Genomic DNA, 15,093 nt, shown 5'->3' with positions numbered 1-15,093 from the left:
GGCCAGGTCTGGATCAACGACCCCGCCAAACGAGCGCAACCCGAACCACAAAGCTCATAGCGACGTAAATGTCTCATTTGACTTGACAACTACCGCTTCGCCACCTGGGTCGGCGACGCATTCAACAAGTACTCTTCTTGGTAACCGGGCTGTCCGTCGACGGACGCCGGGATCTCCCGCCTAGGAGGACGCCGTGACGTTGCGCATGAGGATGGCGCTCATCGCCCTGCTTGGAGTGCGAGGGAAGTTGGGCTTCCGGTGCTCCGGCGGAAGCCAAGGATGAGGAGGCTTGCGAGCCCGGGACCTCAACCGGCCGTAGCGATTCGCCCAGCCAGTGGAAGGTAGACGGCGACACCAAGTTCGACCTCTGGTCAACGGCACCGCGAGTTCCCGACGTTGCCAATGGTGATCAGATCGCTACGGGCTTGTTCACCCCCGTCCTCGAGTTCACACTCCCCGGCTATAGCCAGGTCCTCCCCACGGAGGGCGAGGAAGGCGAAGTTCGTTTCGACAGCGCTGCCTACAACGGGCGCGCAAAACTGGGTTCCGTATTTCCCGACGCCACGCCCGCCCTCCGCTACGACAGAAGCGACACAAGCGATCCCTCCGCTCCTGTAGAGCCGTACCTGGGAGTGGCTGCAGTCGCCGACCATGTCGGCGACGCCCTCGAGAACCCGGCCAGCACCTACCCGACAAAGGCAGACAAGAACCTGCCGGGCGGAGAAGCATTGCGGCCGATGCACCGCCTCGCGCAGGCGGCCGGGGCGCTCGAGTTGAGCCGCTACAACGCCAATAGCAGGGCTAAGGATTCCGCCTGCGGCAGTCCCGGCATGCCAGGCAAGCCCGGACCGGATGACCTCCTCGACTGCGACGAGTTCCCCATGGCATCTACCTATGAGGGTGCAGCGCGCAAAGACTATGAAGGGGCTCAGTACACGGACGAATTCTCCGTTCGCTACATCGACCGGGTTGAGAACCAAGAAGCTGGGCGCCGCCTCAACGGCTGGTACGACAACGACCGAATTCTGAACAACGACGCTTTCATACTCGTCATCGGCGACTGACCGAGACACCAGTTCGGGAGTAGTCAAACTGCGGGGTCGGCTCATGCCGGCCCCGCAGTCTACTCACCCGGCTTCGACACCGGCGGCTACGCGCCAGATCTGCACGAGGCAGTACTGCTCTTTGCCAACCAATTCTTTCTCCTGCCCCGGCGGAACTTGCAACGCGCGCGCTCCTCCGATCGGAGAGAGGAAAGGACCCCTCTCGCCGTTGAACATCCACTGCCATCGCATCTTGTACAGACCGGGCGAGGGAAGGGCCAAAGGAATCTGCCGCACTCCACCGTCAATGGTATGAATTGCGAGATCACCTCCGGGAAATTCCACCTCCACTTCTTCCCGGTCGAACCAATTGGCGTCCCTTTCGGGAGGGATGGTGGACCAGCTCTCCAATCGAAGGACTGTCTCAATAACCTGAGATGGCACCTGCAGATAGACCAGACCGGGGACGGAGAGCAACCAATGCACATCGTCCGGATTCAGCCCATACGGGTCGACAGCTGTATCAACTAATCCCAAAAGGCGGTAACTTGGACTAACCACGGTTTCATACGTGTCCAGCAACCTACTCAAGGAGCACCTCTCTCACATCGACAACCGAGTCAAAAGTAGCGCTACTCAAACATTAGAGCACCCTCACTCTCGACCGTCTTGCAAGATCTCAACACAATAGGCGCGAATATCTCTCGCATTTCGCACGGAAATAGACACTGAGCCCTTTCTGGCCTCACCCTGCCTGGCGGTGAGGGACGAGAACGGCCAGGACGATCGCAGTGATGCGGTTGGTACCGCAGCGGAGCTTCCGCGGGAGGCCAGCCCTTCAGGGGGTCATGGCCTGCTCGCCAAGGCGGCGGATCTTGACATGCGTGCTGCTGTGTCAACGCCGCCAACAAGGCAACGGCCGCCGAAAGAAGTCCAGATGAAATCGCAGGCACCTAGGGACGCTCGCAGACATGTCGAAAAGGCTCGCTATAGACGGCGGCCTATTTCTCCGGCGTAGTCGACACCGAAGCCTTTGGCTTTCGCGGGTCCAGTTGTCTCCGGTGGACTGGTGGAATCCAAGCAGGCGGCTGATGACGACGGTAGGCAGCTCCGAGGCGATGTCCATCAGTGACGCATGGCGTGCGAGCTGAGGCGGGACGCCGATCGCCTTCAGGCGTCGGCCGACCGCCAGGACGGCCGCTGGGCACGCCTGCACAACGACGCCTACTTCGCCCGCGCCGCCTGCGCGAACTTCACCTACGACCATGGCCCCGACGCCCCGGGGTGAGCAGCAGCATCAACACCGTTGCGTTTGGCCCCTGAGCTGTACGTCAAGCCCTGCTGAAACAGCGCAACGGGACCACCTGATAGATCAACGATCGGCGAAGAAAGTCGATCAAGGTCAGGGGTCCCATTGCAGGAGAAGTCTGTCATCGCGTCCACGATCGAGACAGCCCGGGGTGTGTTCGCGCCGGGGTATCTGGGGGGAGTTGACCCAGATCGTGGACTTCGCGCTGGTGGACGCGGTGCTGGAGGAGGCCGGCCGGCGCGAGAGGCGCGTGCGGCTACTGCCTTCTCGGGTGGTGGTGTACTTCGTGCTCGCTCTCGCGCTGTTCGAACACCGCTCGTACCGCACGGTGTGGTCCAAGCTGGTCGACCTGGTCGGCACGATCGGTCACGCCGCCCTGGACGACCTCCTACCCGCCCACCGACGGCAACGAGTGAAGGCCTGCACCCGCAAGAACCCAACCAGCAAGTACGGCCCGAACGTCGGACAGCACCCCCAGAAGGCCCAGAACTACACCGTCCACACCACCGTCGCGTTCTTCGACCGCGGCCTCAATAGCCGCTCACGGCGCTAACGCAACGGTGTTGGCCTCTGACGCCATACGGCCTCGGTCTCCGTGCAAGCTCGAAAACCGAGCCTGCACGGAGACCGAGGCCGTATGCGTCAGTGCCGCAGGGAATGCTCGCCCAGGAGTTCGTCCACCCGCGCCGCGGCACGCTGCTCGGCCGTGCGGGCAGCCGGGACCGGGGCCTGGACCCCGTCGCGGGCGAGGCCCTCGGCCTCGACGGCGGCGGAGACCGCATCCTGGTTCATGCGGACTGCGGCCCTGGCCTTCGTCGACTTCGCTGCTTTCGCCCGGGACGGGTGGGGTACGGTCACGGCCACCAGCAGGCCGAGCGCAAGCGCCGCGGTCCCGATGACGGCGATGCCGAGGCCCGAATCCGTACGGGAGAGCAGCAGCATGGCGAGGGTCGAGAAGACGACGGTGACCGAACCGTAGGAGAGCTGTGCGGCTGTGATACGCGGCATGTCGGTATCCGTCCTCGGGGCATCGGATGGGCAGTCGCTCAACGCGGTCGCACTGTCAAGCGACTCTACGACGGTGGATGCCCGTGAGGAACCGGCAGTAAGCATCACCTAACCCGCGGTACCGGTGCACGGGGGGCGCACGGAGTCATTCCGCCCTCCAAATGCGGCCAGTGGCACGCCGGTTGCCTGCAGGGTGAACGTCCGGATAGCGGAAATGTGCTCCTGCATAGTGCACTTGGCCTGCTCAAGTCAAGGTCTGTCTTTTCCCGCGTAACTCCGGTCGAATGTCGTCACTTGTGACGCGTATCCGCGCGCGGCCCTTCTACACCACCCCAGGCCGCAGCCGTGGGCGCCGGGGAGGACTGCATCAAGTGAGCACTAACAGACAGGCGCTTCGCGCCGCAGCGGTTGTCGTGGCCATGGCCGCCACTGCCGCCACGGCGTCAGCTTTCGCCACCGCCCAGGCGGATGAACACACATCGGGGGCGAAGTCGCCCGTAGTCGAGCGCCGCGACCCGGGTTCGGCCAAGGGCAGCGCGCACGACCTTGAGGGCCCCTACAGCAAGCAGCAGGATGCGCAGCGTCAGGCCGCTCTGGAGCAGGTCATAGCGGGCGACAAGAAGGTGTCGACGCGGGGCGGCTCCAAGGTCGTCAAGCTCGACGACAACAAGTACGTCGAGCTCGGCCGCGAGAAGACCGACAAGATCTTCACCGTTCTGGTGGAGTTCGGCGACCAGGTCGACAACACGACCATGTTCGACCCGGACGGCGACGGCCCCGAGCCGGCCGTCCCGAAGTACGGCGGCACACCCGGCCCGGCGCACAACAAGATAGCCAAGCCGGACCCCAAGAAGGACAACAGCACCGCCTGGCAGGCCGACTACAACCAGGCGCACTTCCAGGACCTCTACTTCGGTACGGGCGCCGGCAAGAACTCGCTGAAGACGTACTACGAGAAGACGTCCTCCGGGCGCTACTCGGTCGACGGCGAGGTCTCCGACTGGGTCAAGGTGCCGTACAACGAGGCCCGTTACGGTTCCAACTACTGCGGTTCCAGCAACTGCGCCAACGCCTGGGACATGGTCAAGGACGGCGTGAACGCCTGGGCCGCCGACCAGAAGGCCAAGGGCCGTACCCCCGAGCAGATCAAGACGGACCTCGCGCAGTACGACCAGTGGGACCGTTACGACTACGACAACGACGGCAACTTCAACGAGCCCGACGGCTACATCGACCACTTCCAGATCGTCCACGCCGGTGAGGACGAGTCCGCGGGCGGCGGCGTCGAGGGCAAGAACGCCATTTGGGCGCACCGCTGGTACGCGTACGGCACCAACGCCGGTGCGACCGGCCCGGACGGCAACAAGGCCGGCGGCACCGAGATCGGTGACACCGGCATCTGGGTCGGCGACTACACCGCGCAGCCCGAGAACGGCGGCCTGGGTGTCTTCGCCCACGAGTACGGCCACGACCTGGGCCTGCCCGACCTGTACGACACCACCAACCGCGCCGAGAACTCGGTCGGTTTCTGGTCCCTGATGTCGGCCGGTTCCTGGCTCGGCACCGGCAAGAACCAGATCGGTGACCTGCCCGGCGACATGACCGCCTGGGACAAGCTCCAGCTGGGCTGGCTCAACTACGGCGAGGCCAAGGCCGCGACGAACTCCACCCACAAGCTGGGCGTGTCCGAGTACAACACCAAGGACAAGCAGGCGCTCCTCGTCACGCTGCCCGACAAGGCCGTCACCACCGCTGTCACGAAGCCCGCGGAGGGCTCCAAGCAGTGGTGGAGCGACATGGGTGACGACCTCAACAACGCCCTGTCCCGTTCGGTCGACCTGACCGGCAAGTCCAAGGCGTCCCTCGACCTTTCGGGCTGGTGGGACATCGAGAAGGACTACGACTACCTCTACGCCGAGGTGTCTACGAACGGCGGCACCAGCTGGACCGCGCTCGACGGCACCGCCGACGGCAAGGCGATCCCGCGCGACGCCAGCGACAAGCCAGCGCTGACCGACGTCTCCGGCAAGTACCAGACGCTCTCCTACCCGCTGGACGCCTACGCGGGCCAGAAGATCGACATCCGCTTCCGTTACACCACCGACGGCGGCGCGGGCGGCGTCGGCTTCGCGGCTGACACCATCTCGGTCAACGCCGACGGTGCCGCGCTCTTCACGGACAACGCCGAGGGCGACGACAACGGCTGGACCGCCAAGGGCTTCTCGCGCGTCGGCGAGTCGTTCACCAAGGACTACCCGCAGTTCTACATCGCGGAGAACCGCCAGTACGTCAGCTACGACCAGACCCTCAAGGTCGGCCCGTACAACTTCGGCTTCTCCAAGACCCGTCCGGACTGGGTCGAGCACTACCCGTACCAGAACGGTCTGCTCATCTGGCAGTGGGACACCTCGCAGAAGAACAACAACGTCTCCACCCACCCGGGCAAGGGCCTGATTCTGCCGATCGACGCGCACGCCAAGCCGCTGAAGTGGGCGGACGGCACGGTCATCCGCAACAAGATCCAGCCCTTCGACGCGCCCTTCAGCTGGTACGCGACCGATGGCTTCACGCTGCACAACGCCGATGTGCCGGTGAAGATCGAGCCGCAGCTCGGTATCCCGGTCTTCGACGACCACAAGGGCACCTACTGGTACAAGGAAAACAAGACCGGAAGTGTTCAGGTCGCTGACACGAACACCCGGATCACGATCGTCAGCGAGCCGCGCGACGGCTCGACGATCACCGTCAAGGTCGGGGCCTCGCACAAGTAGATCCGCATCACCGCAGGTCAGACCCTGATCGGCCGTCGCCCTCTAGCGGGCGGCGGCCGATCGTGTTTAGGTGCGTCTTGACCAGATCCTCAGGCCGCCCCCCATTTGCCGGTCGGCCTTATCGACACAACGTCTCACGGGGGAGCGCGGAGCATGGCGGGCGGCGGGTTCTGCAAGTTGCCGACTGGCAGGGTGGTGGTGGCGATCAGCCTGACCGCGCCGACGGACGGGACGGGCCCGGGCACTCCGGTCCGGGTTCTGGTGCATGCCGCCAGCCGGACCCGCGCGCTGACCCGGCTGCGCAATCTGGGCCTGCGCGCCGTCTACCTCCGAGGCAATGCCGAGCCGCCCACCCCGGACGAGATCACCGCCGTGCTGCACCACCCGGACGGGGTGCTCTGGCGAGCGAGACCGGAGCAGGCCCAGGAGCTCTGGCACCCGATCCGAGCGCTGCTCCGCCCGGCCGTACCGGCCCGCAGCCCGGCCTGAGACTGAGCCTGAGAGGCTGTCGAGGGCGTGAGCGGGCGTAAGCGGGCGCGAGCAGCAGCGAAGAGCCGCAGAGCCGCGAGGAACCGCGGCAGCTCTCGCCCGGCTAGACCACAGGCTTTCCGGAAAGCTTGACGCCCGCCCTGCGGAGCTCCTCGAGTGCTCGCTCCGTGGTCTCCTCGGCGACCCCCGCGGTCAGGTCGAGCAGCACATGTGTCGTGAAGCCGGCCCGGACCGCGTCCAGCGCTGTCGCCCGCACGCAGTGGTCGGTCGCGATGCCGACCACGTCGACCTCGGTGACCCTGCGGTCCCGCAGCCAGTCGGCCAGCCCCACACCGTTCTCTTCGAGGCCCTCGAAGCCGCTGTACGCGGCGGCGTAGGCACCCTTGTCGAACACCGCGTCGATCGCCCCCGAGGCGACCGCAGGGGCGAAATTGGGGTGGAAGCCCACCCCCTCAGTACCGGCGACACAGTGCGCGGGCCAGGTGTGCTCGTAGTCCGGCTGCGCGGAGAAGTGGTTGGCCGGGTCGATGTGGTTGTCACGGGTGGCCACCACATGACGGTATCCGGCCTGGGCCTCGCCGATCAGGTCGGTGATGGCGGCGGCGACGTCGGCGCCCCCCGTCACGGCGAGGCTGCCGCCCTCGCAGAAGTCGTTCTGAACGTCCACGACGATCAAGGCGCGGTGCATGGCGGGTGTCCTTCGGTGGGGGCGGTCGGTTACGGGGGCCTGGGGCGACCGGCAAATGAGGGGGCGGGCTGGCTTTATTTCGAGCCTAGAGACTGCGGAGCGGCTTGGGGAGCCCTGCCCCCCTCACATGTACTCCGTGGGAATCACCGGCTCTCCGCGGGACAGCTGGATCGCCGACATCGGCAACCCCGCCCGCGCCGCTATATGCCTCTCACGGGCGGCGTCCAGCGGCTCACGGGCGATCGCTTCACCGCCCCTGAGCAGCTCGACGAGCAGCTGCCGGTCGGCCAGTTCCGCTGGTACGGGACCGGTGCCGATCACCTCCGCCTCGGCCACCCCGTTCTCGTCCAGCCGGCGTGCGGCCCACTTGCGACCGCCCGCCGACGTCTTCGCGCCGAGTGACTTCTTGGCGACTGGGCGCAGCGGCTCCGCGGGGTCGGCGGACCCAGCGCGGGCGACGAGTTTGTAGACCATGGAGCAGGTGGGCTGCCCGCTGCCGGTCACCAGCTGCGTGCCCACTCCGTACGCGTCGACCGGCGCCGCGGCCAGCGACGCGATCGCGTACTCGTCCAGATCCGACGTCACCACGATCTTCGTCCCGGTGGCGCCCAGCTCGTCCAGCTGCTGCCGCACCCGGTGTGCGACCAGCAGCAGGTCCCCGGAGTCGATCCGTACCGCACCCAGCTCCCTCCCGGCGACCTCGACGGCCGTACGGACCGCCTCGGCGACGTCGTAGGTGTCGACCAGCAGCGTCGTGTCCCGGCCCAGCGAGTCGATCTGGGCCCGGAACGCGTCGCGCTCGGTGTCGTGGAGCAGGGTGAAGGCGTGGGCGCTCGTCCCGACGGTCGGGATGTTGTAGCGGAAGCCCGCCGCCAGGTCGGATGTGGAGTCGAAGCCGCCGATGTACGCGGCGCGCGCCGACGCCACCGCCGACAGTTCATGGGTGCGTCGTGCACCCATCTCGATCAGCCCGCGCCCGCCCGCCGCGGCGGACATCCGCGACGCCGCCGCGGCGATCGCCGAGTCGTGGTTGAGGATCGACAGGATCACCGTCTCCAGCAGCACGCACTCGGCGAAGGAGCCCTCGACCCGCAGGATCGGCGAGCCGGGGAAGTACACCTCGCCCTCCCGGTAGCCCCAGATGTCACCGCTGAAGCGGTAGTCGGCCAGCCAGGCGAGCGTGGGCCCGTCGACGACGTTCTGTTCGCGCAGGAAGGTGAGCATCTCGTCGTCGAAGTGGAAGTTCTCCACAGCGTCCAGCACCCGTCCGATGCCCGCGACGACGCCGTAGCGCCGCCCCTCCGGCAGCCGGCGGGTGAACGTCTCGAAGACCGAGCGCCGGTCGGCCGTGCCGGCCTTCAGGGCGGCCTGCACCATCGTGAGCTCGTACTGGTCGGTGAAGAGCGCGGTCGACGGCACACCAACCCGTCGCCCAAGGTCCGCAGAGTTCATGTCCCGGATGCTACCTCTATCTCGTCAGAGTGACGAGATGTAGGGTCGTTTGTGCGATGACCCCTCTCGGGTGGCAGCATGGGGTGGGTGAGCGTCGCCCCCACTGAGATCGAGCGTCCCGAATCGGCCGAGGAGAGTCTTGTCGTCCCCGAGCCCGACGTCCCCTGGGTGACGCTGGTCCACAACGACCCGGTCAATCTCATGAGCTATGTGACCTATGTCTTCCAGGCCTACTTCGGCTACTCCAAGGACAAGGCCCACAAGCTGATGCTGGACGTCCACCACAAGGGCCGCGCCGTCGTCTCCAGCGGCAGCCGCGAGGAGATGGAACGCGACGTCCAGGCCATGCACGGTTACGGGCTGTGGGCCACCCTCACTCAGGACCGCAACTAGACCGACTCCCCTCTGCCCCGCCCGAACCACTATCGGAGAAAACCCATGGCCGGCCACTTCGAGGCCACTCCCGACGGCGGCGCGGCCGTCGCGCTCGACGAGGTGGAGATCGCGATCCTGCGCTCCCTCGCCGTCCAGTTGCTGGAACTGATCGGCCCCGGCGACGAACCCGCCGAGGGCGAGGATCCGCTCGCCGCCCTCTTCGCCGAGGGGCCCAGCCAGCCGCCCACCGACCCCGCCCTGGCCCGCCTCTTCCCTGAGGCGTACGGCGACGAGGACAGCGAACTGCGCGCCGCTTCCGCCGAGTTCCGCCGCTTCACCGAGAATGATCTGCGCACCCGTAAGCGCAATGACGCCCTCACTGTCGTCCGCACCCTGGACGCCCTCTCCATCACCGAGGGCGGTGACGCCGTGCTGGAGCTCACCGGCGACGAATGCCGCAACTGGCTCGGTGCGCTCAATGACCTCCGGCTGACCATCGGCACCCGCCTTGAGGTCTCCGACGACGACGAAGGCGAAGCCGGCTCGCTCTACCGGCTTCCCGACAGCGACCCGCGCAAGCCGATGGTCATGGCCTATCTCTGGCTCGGTGCGCTCCAGGAGACCCTCGTGGAAACCCTGATGCCGTAGTTCCCGCGCACGGACTTCCCGGCTGCTCGCTCGCGGACTTCCCGGCCACTCGCGCACCGCGTTCGGTCAACGGACGTCAAATCCGAATAGCGATCCCGTCACTCGAACGGTCTCTTTTTGCGGCGGCTGGAAACCTTTGTCCGCTTCTTCATGTGGTGTGTGCCACATAATGTCCGATGATTCGCCCGTGTGCCCGTGATAAATCTTCACGACCACTCGGGGACGCCACCCCTGTTCCCGAGGGCGCTACAGGCCGGCGACCACCGGTGGCACTCCATCCATGTCCGGGCGGATCAGGACCTGATCCGCCGCCTCAACGGCGCGGATCGGCGTGGAGAGAGGCGCAGCACATGACATCGGCGCAGGTCGACGAGGGACAAGACGGCCACAAGGTCGCAGTGGCCGCGGATGCGGGCACGGCGGGCGAGGGGTACCAGCGGGCCCTCGGCGCCCGTCAGATCCAGATGATCGCCATCGGCGGGGCCATCGGCACCGGCCTCTTCCTCGGCGCGGGAAAGGCGATCGCCAAGGCCGGCCCCAGCCTCGTCCTCGCCTATGCCATCGCGGGCCTGGTGATCTTCTTCATCATGCGGGCCCTGGGGGAACTCCTCATGTACCGCCCGGTGTCGGGTTCCTTCTCGGAGTACGCCCGCGAATTCATCGGTCCCTTCGCCGGCTTTGTCACCGGCTGGACCTACTGGCTGTTCTGGGTCGTCACCGGAATCACCGAAGTCACCGCGGCCGCCCAGTACATGACGTTCTGGTTCGAGATTCCTCAATGGGTGTCGGCACTGATCTTCACGATCATCCTGTACGGCGTGAACTTGATCTCCGTAAAGCTCTTCGGGGAACTCGAATTCTGGTTCTCGATGGTCAAGGTGACCGCCATCGTCGGCATGATTCTCATCTGCGCCGGAATTCTCACCCTCGGCTTCTCCGACGCCGGGGACACCGCGTCCGTCACCCACCTCTGGGCCGACGGCGGCTTCTTCCCGCACGGCATCAAGGGCACCTTGATGACCCTGCAGATCGTGATGTTCGCCTTCCTCGCCGTCGAACTCGTCGGCGTCACCGCGGGCGAGTCCAAGGATCCGAAGACCGTTCTGCCCAAGGCCATCAACACCGTGCCGTGGCGCATCGCCGTCTTCTACATCGGCGCGCTCATCATGATTCTTTCCGTGGTTCCGTGGACCGAGTTCCAGCCCGGCGTCTCGCCGTTCGTCGCCGCCTTCCAGAAGATGGGCCTCGGCATCGGCGCCGGCATCGTCAACTTCGTCGTCCTGACCGCGGCCCTCTCCTCCTGCAACTCCGGCATGTACTCCACCGGCCGCATGCTGCGCGACCTCGCGCTCAACGGCCAGGGCGCGCAGTTCTTCACCCGGCTCACCAGGAGCGGCACCCCGCTCATCGGCACCACCTTCTCCGCCGCCCTGATGCTCGTCGGCGTCTGGATCAATTACCAGTGGCCCGGTGACGCCTTCACCTACGTCGTCTCCTTCGCCACCATCTCCGGCATGTGGGCCTGGATCATGATCCTCATCTGCCAGATCCGCTACCGAGGCCTCGCCGACCGCGGCGTCCTCCCGCAGTCCGCCTTCCGGGCCCCCGGTGCCCCGTTCACCAGCGTCTTCGCACTGGCCTTCATCGGCGTGGTCATCGTGATGATGGGCATCGACAAGGACACCAGGATCTCGCTGTACTGCGCCCCGCTCTGGGCGGTCATCCTCGGCGTCTCGTACCTGGTGCTCAAGGCTCGTGACCCCGAGAACAAGGCCTTCGCGAAGAACTGAGACCACCCCCGTACGAACCCCGAGCCATCCGCGAACGGCCGCCGCACCGGCCCGCCTATCCTGGCAGCCATGCTGACCATCACCCAGGCGCTCTACGACCAGATCGTCGCGCACTCCCGCGCCGACCACCCCGACGAGGCGTGCGGCGTGGTCGCGGGACCGGCCGGAACCGGCCGCGCCGAACGCTTCATCCCCATGCTCAACGCCGCCCGCTCGCCCACCTTCTACGAGTTCGGCTCGGGCGACCTCCTCAAGCTCTACCGAGAGATGGACGACCGCGACGAGGAGCCGGTGATCGTCTACCACTCGCACACCGCGACCGAGGCATACCCGTCCCGCACCGACGTCACGTACGCCAACGAACCCGGCGCCCACTACGTCCTCGTCTCCACCGCGGACACTGACGACGCGGGCCCCTTCCAGTTCCGCTCCTACCGGATCGTGGACGGCGAGATCACCGAGGAGGACGTGGAGGTCGTCGAGGCGTACGAAGCCTGAGAGCCTGTCGGAGGTCACCCGACAGGCTCTGACCCGCTCGCACCGCCCGACCCCGGCACTCCACCGGCCGGACGGGACCGGGCCCGCCACGGTCCCGTCCACCTGTCGAACGTCGGCCTTCCAATAGGTGAGATCACATTCCGGATTACGGACGGGGAATCGATACGATGACCGCATGGTTCCCCATGACGTGAGCGACAAGACGCCGGGCATGCTGCTCGTCGCGCGGCTGCACGTCGACCTGTGCAGGCTCTCCAGCGCGATCTGTATGAGGCCGTAAGAGCCGCCTGACCGCCGGCCGCAAGGCCCGTGCCGGGCTCGCGGCCCGAGTACCCATTCGTCACGCACCAACCCCTGCGCGGGGCAGAGCCGCGCGCCCACGCCACTTCTCCGTTTTCGACAGGAGCCCACGCCATGGCCATTGAGGTCCGCATCCCGACCATCCTCCGCACCTACACCGACGGCGCCAAGGCCGTCGAGGGCAATGGGGACACCCTCGCCGACCTCTTCACGGACCTGGACAGCCGTTACAACGGCATCCGTGAGCGCATCGTCGACGGCGACGAACTCCGCCGCTTCGTGAACGTCTACCTCAACGACGAGGACGTCCGCTTCCTCGACGGCATCTCCACCAAGCTCAGCGACGGCGACAACATCACCATCCTCCCGGCCGTCGCCGGAGGAGCCACCGCGGCGGCCGTCGGGCGACGGGCGGGCATGAACTGATGCGTTACGACAGCCCGCTCGCCGCAGTGGGCCACACCCCGCTCGTCCGCCTGCCGCGGCTGTCACCGTCGCACGACGTCCGCATCTGGGCCAAGCTGGAGGACCGCAACCCCACCGGCTCGATCAAGGACCGGCCGGCGCTCCACATGGTCGAACAGGCCGAGAAGGAAGGTCGGCTGACCCCCGGCTGCACCATCCTGGAACCCACCAGCGGCAACACCGGCATCTCGCTCGCCATGGCGGCCAAGCTCAAGGGCTACCGCATCGTGTGCGTCATGCCGGAGAACACCTCCCAGGAACGGCGCGACCTGCTCGCCATGTGGGGCGCCGAGATCATCTCCTCCCCGGCGGCGGGCGGCTCCAACACAGCCGTACGCGTGGCCAAGGAGCTGGCCGCCGAGCACCCCGACTGGGTCATGCTCTACCAGTACGGCAACCCGGACAACGCGGGCGCGCACTACGCCACCACCGGCCCGGAGATCCTTACCGACCTCCCGGCCATCACCCACTTCGTGGCAGGCCTCGGCACCACCGGCACGCTCATGGGCGTCGGCCGCTACCTGCGCGAGCACAAGCCCGGCATCGAGATCGTCGCCGCCGAGCCGCGCTACGACGACCTGGTCTACGGGCTCCGCAACCTCGACGAGGGCTTCGTCCCCGAGCTCTACGACGCCTCGGTCCTCACCGCCCGCTTCTCCGTCGGCTCGGCGGACGCCGTCACCCGCACGCGCGAACTCCTCCAGCAGGAAGGCATCTTCGCGGGCGTCTCCACCGGCGCCGCGCTCCACGCCGCGATCGGAGTGGGAAACAAGGCCGTCAAGGCGGGGGAGTCGGCCGACATCGTCTTCGTTGTCGCGGACGGCGGCTGGAAGTACCTGTCGACGGGTGTCTACACGGCCTCGACAACAGAAGCAGCCATCGAAGCGCTGCAAGGCCAGCTCTGGGCATAGGGGTGTATTGCCCCGCACTCGATCGCCGGACGGGAAGACCAGACCGTCCGGCGATCTGAAACCTTTCAGCCTCGTCGGCGTTTGAGACGCGGGGGCCGCCCGCCCGGACGCCCACCGGAGCGCGTACCCGCTGACCTGCCGGAACGACTCCCCGGCCGTCGCCCGCCACGCCCCTGCCCATCGACAAACGCCGCTACGAGCGCGAGCAGCACGACAAGGGCGAACGCGATCCACCACCAGGACATGTCCATATCCCGACCGTACCGGTGTTCCCCATCCCTTCCATCGAACCGGTGACAGAGCAGGTGAGTTCCCCCACAACGGACGGCCGTGGGGGAGCGACCGGCTGATTCGCGCTTTACGCTCGACGAACCGCTCAACAGACCGCACGAACCCTCCCCGTTCCCACGTCTCGGAGGTTCACGCTCCATGAAGCTCACCGTCGTCGGCTGCTCGGGCTCGTTCCCGTCCGTGGGATCAGCGTGTTCGAGCTACCTCGTAGAGGCCGACGGCTTCAGGCTGCTTCTCGACATGGGCAACGGCGCCCTCGGTGAGCTGCAGCGCCATGTCGGTCTCTATGACCTCGACGCCATCTTCCTCAGCCACCTGCATGCCGATCACTGCATCGACATGTGCGCGTACTTCGTCGTCCGCTACTACCGGCACGACGGCGGCCGGCCCGCCCCCATTCCGGTCTACGGTCCCGACGGCACCGAGCAGCGGCTGACCACCGCCCACGCCGACACCCCCTCCGAACGGGCGATGAGTGAGGTCTTCGACTTCCACACGCTGAAGCCGGGCTCGTTCGAGATCGGCCCGTTCTCGGTCCGTACGGAGAAGGTCAGCCACCCCGTCGACTCCTTCGCCATCCGGATCACGCACGGCGGCCGCTCGCTCACGTACTCCGGCGACACGGGTGTCTGCGAGGCCCTGGACGAACTGGCCGAGGGTGCCGATCTGTTCCTCTGCGAAGCATCGTTCGTCCATGGCAAGGAGGACATTCCGGACCTCCACCTCAATGGCCGAGAGGCCGGCGACATCGCCGCCCGCGCCGGGGTAGGGCGGCTCGTGCTCACCCACATCCCGCCGTGGACCGACGCCGACCGCAACCTGGCCGATGCCCGCCTGCTCTACAGCGGGCCGGTGGAGGTGGCGGCACCGGGCGCGGTCTACGAGATCTAGGGCGTGTTTCGAAAGTCCCGTCGTCCGCCCGAAGGGCGGGCCCCGCGGCGTCTGGTGCGTGCGATCGCAAGGCGGAGGGTCGTCCTCGTACTGGGCGTACGAGGACGATCCCAACAACGCGGCGAGCGTGCGTGCCAGGCGTCGCGGGGCAGGCGGGACTTTCG

At 66.7% G+C, this 15,093-nt stretch carries 17 protein-coding genes; 13 read left to right on the top strand and 4 right to left on the bottom strand.

The annotated features are described in order from the left end of the window. Window positions 1-425 precede the first annotated feature (425 nt). Window positions 426-1,064, top strand: a complete 639-nt coding sequence (locus ABT115_RS27625; protein WP_351795224.1) for a NucA/NucB deoxyribonuclease domain-containing protein — start codon at window positions 426-428, stop codon at window positions 1,062-1,064. Window positions 1,065-1,127: 63 nt separating this feature from the next. On the opposite strand, the gene ABT115_RS27620 is transcribed toward ABT115_RS27625, so the two are convergent. After that, the gene (locus ABT115_RS27620) at window positions 1,128-1,625 is read right to left on the bottom strand and encodes a hypothetical protein (protein WP_351795221.1); all 498 of its coding nucleotides are present in this window, start codon (window positions 1,623-1,625) and stop codon (window positions 1,128-1,130) included. Window positions 1,626-2,178: 553 nt separating this feature from the next. Here ABT115_RS27620 and ABT115_RS27615 point away from each other — a divergent pair. Continuing rightward, window positions 2,179-2,331: a hypothetical protein gene (locus tag ABT115_RS27615; RefSeq protein ID WP_351795220.1), complete on the top strand. Its 153-nt coding sequence runs from the start codon at window positions 2,179-2,181 to the stop codon at window positions 2,329-2,331. A gap of 202 nt (window positions 2,332-2,533) precedes the next feature. Continuing rightward, window positions 2,534-2,905, top strand: coding sequence for a transposase domain-containing protein (locus ABT115_RS30955; protein WP_502969171.1), 372 nt, complete (start codon window positions 2,534-2,536; stop codon window positions 2,903-2,905). An 89-nt stretch (window positions 2,906-2,994) separates the two neighbouring features. On the opposite strand, the gene ABT115_RS27605 is transcribed toward ABT115_RS30955, so the two are convergent. After that, window positions 2,995-3,360, bottom strand: coding sequence for a hypothetical protein (locus ABT115_RS27605; protein WP_351795218.1), 366 nt, complete (start codon window positions 3,358-3,360; stop codon window positions 2,995-2,997). A gap of 419 nt (window positions 3,361-3,779) precedes the next feature. Here ABT115_RS27605 and ABT115_RS27600 point away from each other — a divergent pair, with 419 nt between their 5' ends. Further along, a complete protein-coding gene (locus ABT115_RS27600; protein ID WP_502969172.1) occupies window positions 3,780-6,131 on the top strand; it encodes an immune inhibitor A domain-containing protein in 2,352 nt (783 codons plus the stop codon). A gap of 153 nt (window positions 6,132-6,284) precedes the next feature. After that, the gene (locus tag ABT115_RS27595; RefSeq protein ID WP_351795212.1) at window positions 6,285-6,620 is read left to right on the top strand and encodes a hypothetical protein; all 336 of its coding nucleotides are present in this window, start codon (window positions 6,285-6,287) and stop codon (window positions 6,618-6,620) included. 103 nt (window positions 6,621-6,723) lie between these two features. Here ABT115_RS27595 and ABT115_RS27590 read toward each other — a convergent pair whose 3' ends face one another. Together ABT115_RS27590 and ABT115_RS27585 are read right to left on the bottom strand one after the other, a co-directional pair. Further along, window positions 6,724-7,308 (bottom strand): isochorismatase family protein, encoded by a 585-nt coding sequence (locus tag ABT115_RS27590; RefSeq protein ID WP_351795209.1) that lies wholly within the window; start codon window positions 7,306-7,308, stop codon window positions 6,724-6,726. 123 nt (window positions 7,309-7,431) lie between these two features. Beyond that, entirely contained in the window at window positions 7,432-8,760 is a 1,329-nt protein-coding gene (locus ABT115_RS27585; RefSeq protein ID WP_351795206.1) for a nicotinate phosphoribosyltransferase, read from the bottom strand. A 78-nt stretch (window positions 8,761-8,838) separates the two neighbouring features. Here ABT115_RS27585 and clpS point away from each other — a divergent pair, with 78 nt between their 5' ends. The 8 genes from clpS to ABT115_RS27545 all read left to right on the top strand — a co-directional run bounded on the left by clpS (window position 8,839) and on the right by ABT115_RS27545 (window position 14,929). Beyond that, complete coding sequence (gene clpS / locus ABT115_RS27580; protein ID WP_093900291.1) at window positions 8,839-9,153, top strand: ATP-dependent Clp protease adapter ClpS; 315 nt, start codon at window positions 8,839-8,841, stop codon at window positions 9,151-9,153. 45 nt (window positions 9,154-9,198) lie between these two features. After that, window positions 9,199-9,783: a DUF2017 domain-containing protein gene (locus ABT115_RS27575; RefSeq protein ID WP_351795202.1), complete on the top strand. Its 585-nt coding sequence runs from the start codon at window positions 9,199-9,201 to the stop codon at window positions 9,781-9,783. Window positions 9,784-10,133: 350 nt separating this feature from the next. Then, complete coding sequence (locus ABT115_RS27570) at window positions 10,134-11,573, top strand: amino acid permease (RefSeq protein ID WP_351795200.1); 1,440 nt, start codon at window positions 10,134-10,136, stop codon at window positions 11,571-11,573. Between the two features lie 69 nt (window positions 11,574-11,642). Then, a complete protein-coding gene (locus tag ABT115_RS27565) occupies window positions 11,643-12,071 on the top strand; it encodes a M67 family metallopeptidase (protein WP_351795197.1) in 429 nt (142 codons plus the stop codon). Window positions 12,072-12,246: 175 nt separating this feature from the next. Continuing rightward, the gene (locus ABT115_RS27560; protein WP_351795195.1) at window positions 12,247-12,351 is read left to right on the top strand and encodes a putative leader peptide; all 105 of its coding nucleotides are present in this window, start codon (window positions 12,247-12,249) and stop codon (window positions 12,349-12,351) included. A 134-nt stretch (window positions 12,352-12,485) separates the two neighbouring features. After that, on the top strand, window positions 12,486-12,797 hold the full coding sequence (locus tag ABT115_RS27555) for a MoaD family protein (protein ID WP_351795193.1): 312 nt from the start codon (window positions 12,486-12,488) through the stop codon (window positions 12,795-12,797). Then, window positions 12,797-13,747 (top strand): PLP-dependent cysteine synthase family protein, encoded by a 951-nt coding sequence (locus ABT115_RS27550; RefSeq protein ID WP_351795190.1) that lies wholly within the window; start codon window positions 12,797-12,799, stop codon window positions 13,745-13,747. The genes ABT115_RS27555 and ABT115_RS27550 overlap by 1 nt, the downstream gene beginning before the upstream one ends. A 429-nt stretch (window positions 13,748-14,176) precedes the next feature. After that, window positions 14,177-14,929, top strand: a complete 753-nt coding sequence (locus ABT115_RS27545) for an MBL fold metallo-hydrolase (RefSeq protein WP_351795187.1) — start codon at window positions 14,177-14,179, stop codon at window positions 14,927-14,929. The last annotated feature ends 164 nt before the right edge of the window (window positions 14,930-15,093 follow it).

Origin of the sequence: Streptomyces sp. NPDC001832 (assembly GCF_040297265.1) — a bacterium.
Lineage (GTDB): Bacteria > Actinomycetota > Actinomycetes > Streptomycetales > Streptomycetaceae > Streptomyces.
Note: the sequence above shows the minus strand (reverse complement) of the source record. Positions and strands in the feature narration are given on the sequence as shown.

What these genes read in the sequence shown, in the direction of transcription:
- ABT115_RS27615 (WP_351795220.1), top strand. Translation starts at nt 2,179, where the DNA reads ATGGCGTGCGAGCTGAGGCGGGACGCCGATCGCCTTCAGGCGTCGGCC.
- ABT115_RS27605 (WP_351795218.1), bottom strand. Translation starts at nt 3,360, where the DNA reads ATGCCGCGTATCACAGCCGCACAGCTCTCCTACGGTTCGGTCACCGTC.
- ABT115_RS27600 (WP_502969172.1), top strand. Translation starts at nt 3,780, where the DNA reads ATGGCCGCCACTGCCGCCACGGCGTCAGCTTTCGCCACCGCCCAGGCG.
- ABT115_RS27595 (WP_351795212.1), top strand. Translation starts at nt 6,285, where the DNA reads ATGGCGGGCGGCGGGTTCTGCAAGTTGCCGACTGGCAGGGTGGTGGTG.
- ABT115_RS27590 (WP_351795209.1), bottom strand. Translation starts at nt 7,308, where the DNA reads ATGCACCGCGCCTTGATCGTCGTGGACGTTCAGAACGACTTCTGCGAG.
- ABT115_RS27585 (WP_351795206.1), bottom strand. Translation starts at nt 8,760, where the DNA reads ATGAACTCTGCGGACCTTGGGCGACGGGTTGGTGTGCCGTCGACCGCG.
- clpS (WP_093900291.1), top strand. Translation starts at nt 8,839, where the DNA reads ATGGGGTGGGTGAGCGTCGCCCCCACTGAGATCGAGCGTCCCGAATCG.
- ABT115_RS27575 (WP_351795202.1), top strand. Translation starts at nt 9,199, where the DNA reads ATGGCCGGCCACTTCGAGGCCACTCCCGACGGCGGCGCGGCCGTCGCG.
- ABT115_RS27570 (WP_351795200.1), top strand. Translation starts at nt 10,134, where the DNA reads ATGACATCGGCGCAGGTCGACGAGGGACAAGACGGCCACAAGGTCGCA.
- ABT115_RS27565 (WP_351795197.1), top strand. Translation starts at nt 11,643, where the DNA reads ATGCTGACCATCACCCAGGCGCTCTACGACCAGATCGTCGCGCACTCC.
- ABT115_RS27560 (WP_351795195.1), top strand. Translation starts at nt 12,247, where the DNA reads ATGGTTCCCCATGACGTGAGCGACAAGACGCCGGGCATGCTGCTCGTC.
- ABT115_RS27555 (WP_351795193.1), top strand. Translation starts at nt 12,486, where the DNA reads ATGGCCATTGAGGTCCGCATCCCGACCATCCTCCGCACCTACACCGAC.
- ABT115_RS27550 (WP_351795190.1), top strand. Translation starts at nt 12,797, where the DNA reads ATGCGTTACGACAGCCCGCTCGCCGCAGTGGGCCACACCCCGCTCGTC.
- ABT115_RS27545 (WP_351795187.1), top strand. Translation starts at nt 14,177, where the DNA reads ATGAAGCTCACCGTCGTCGGCTGCTCGGGCTCGTTCCCGTCCGTGGGA.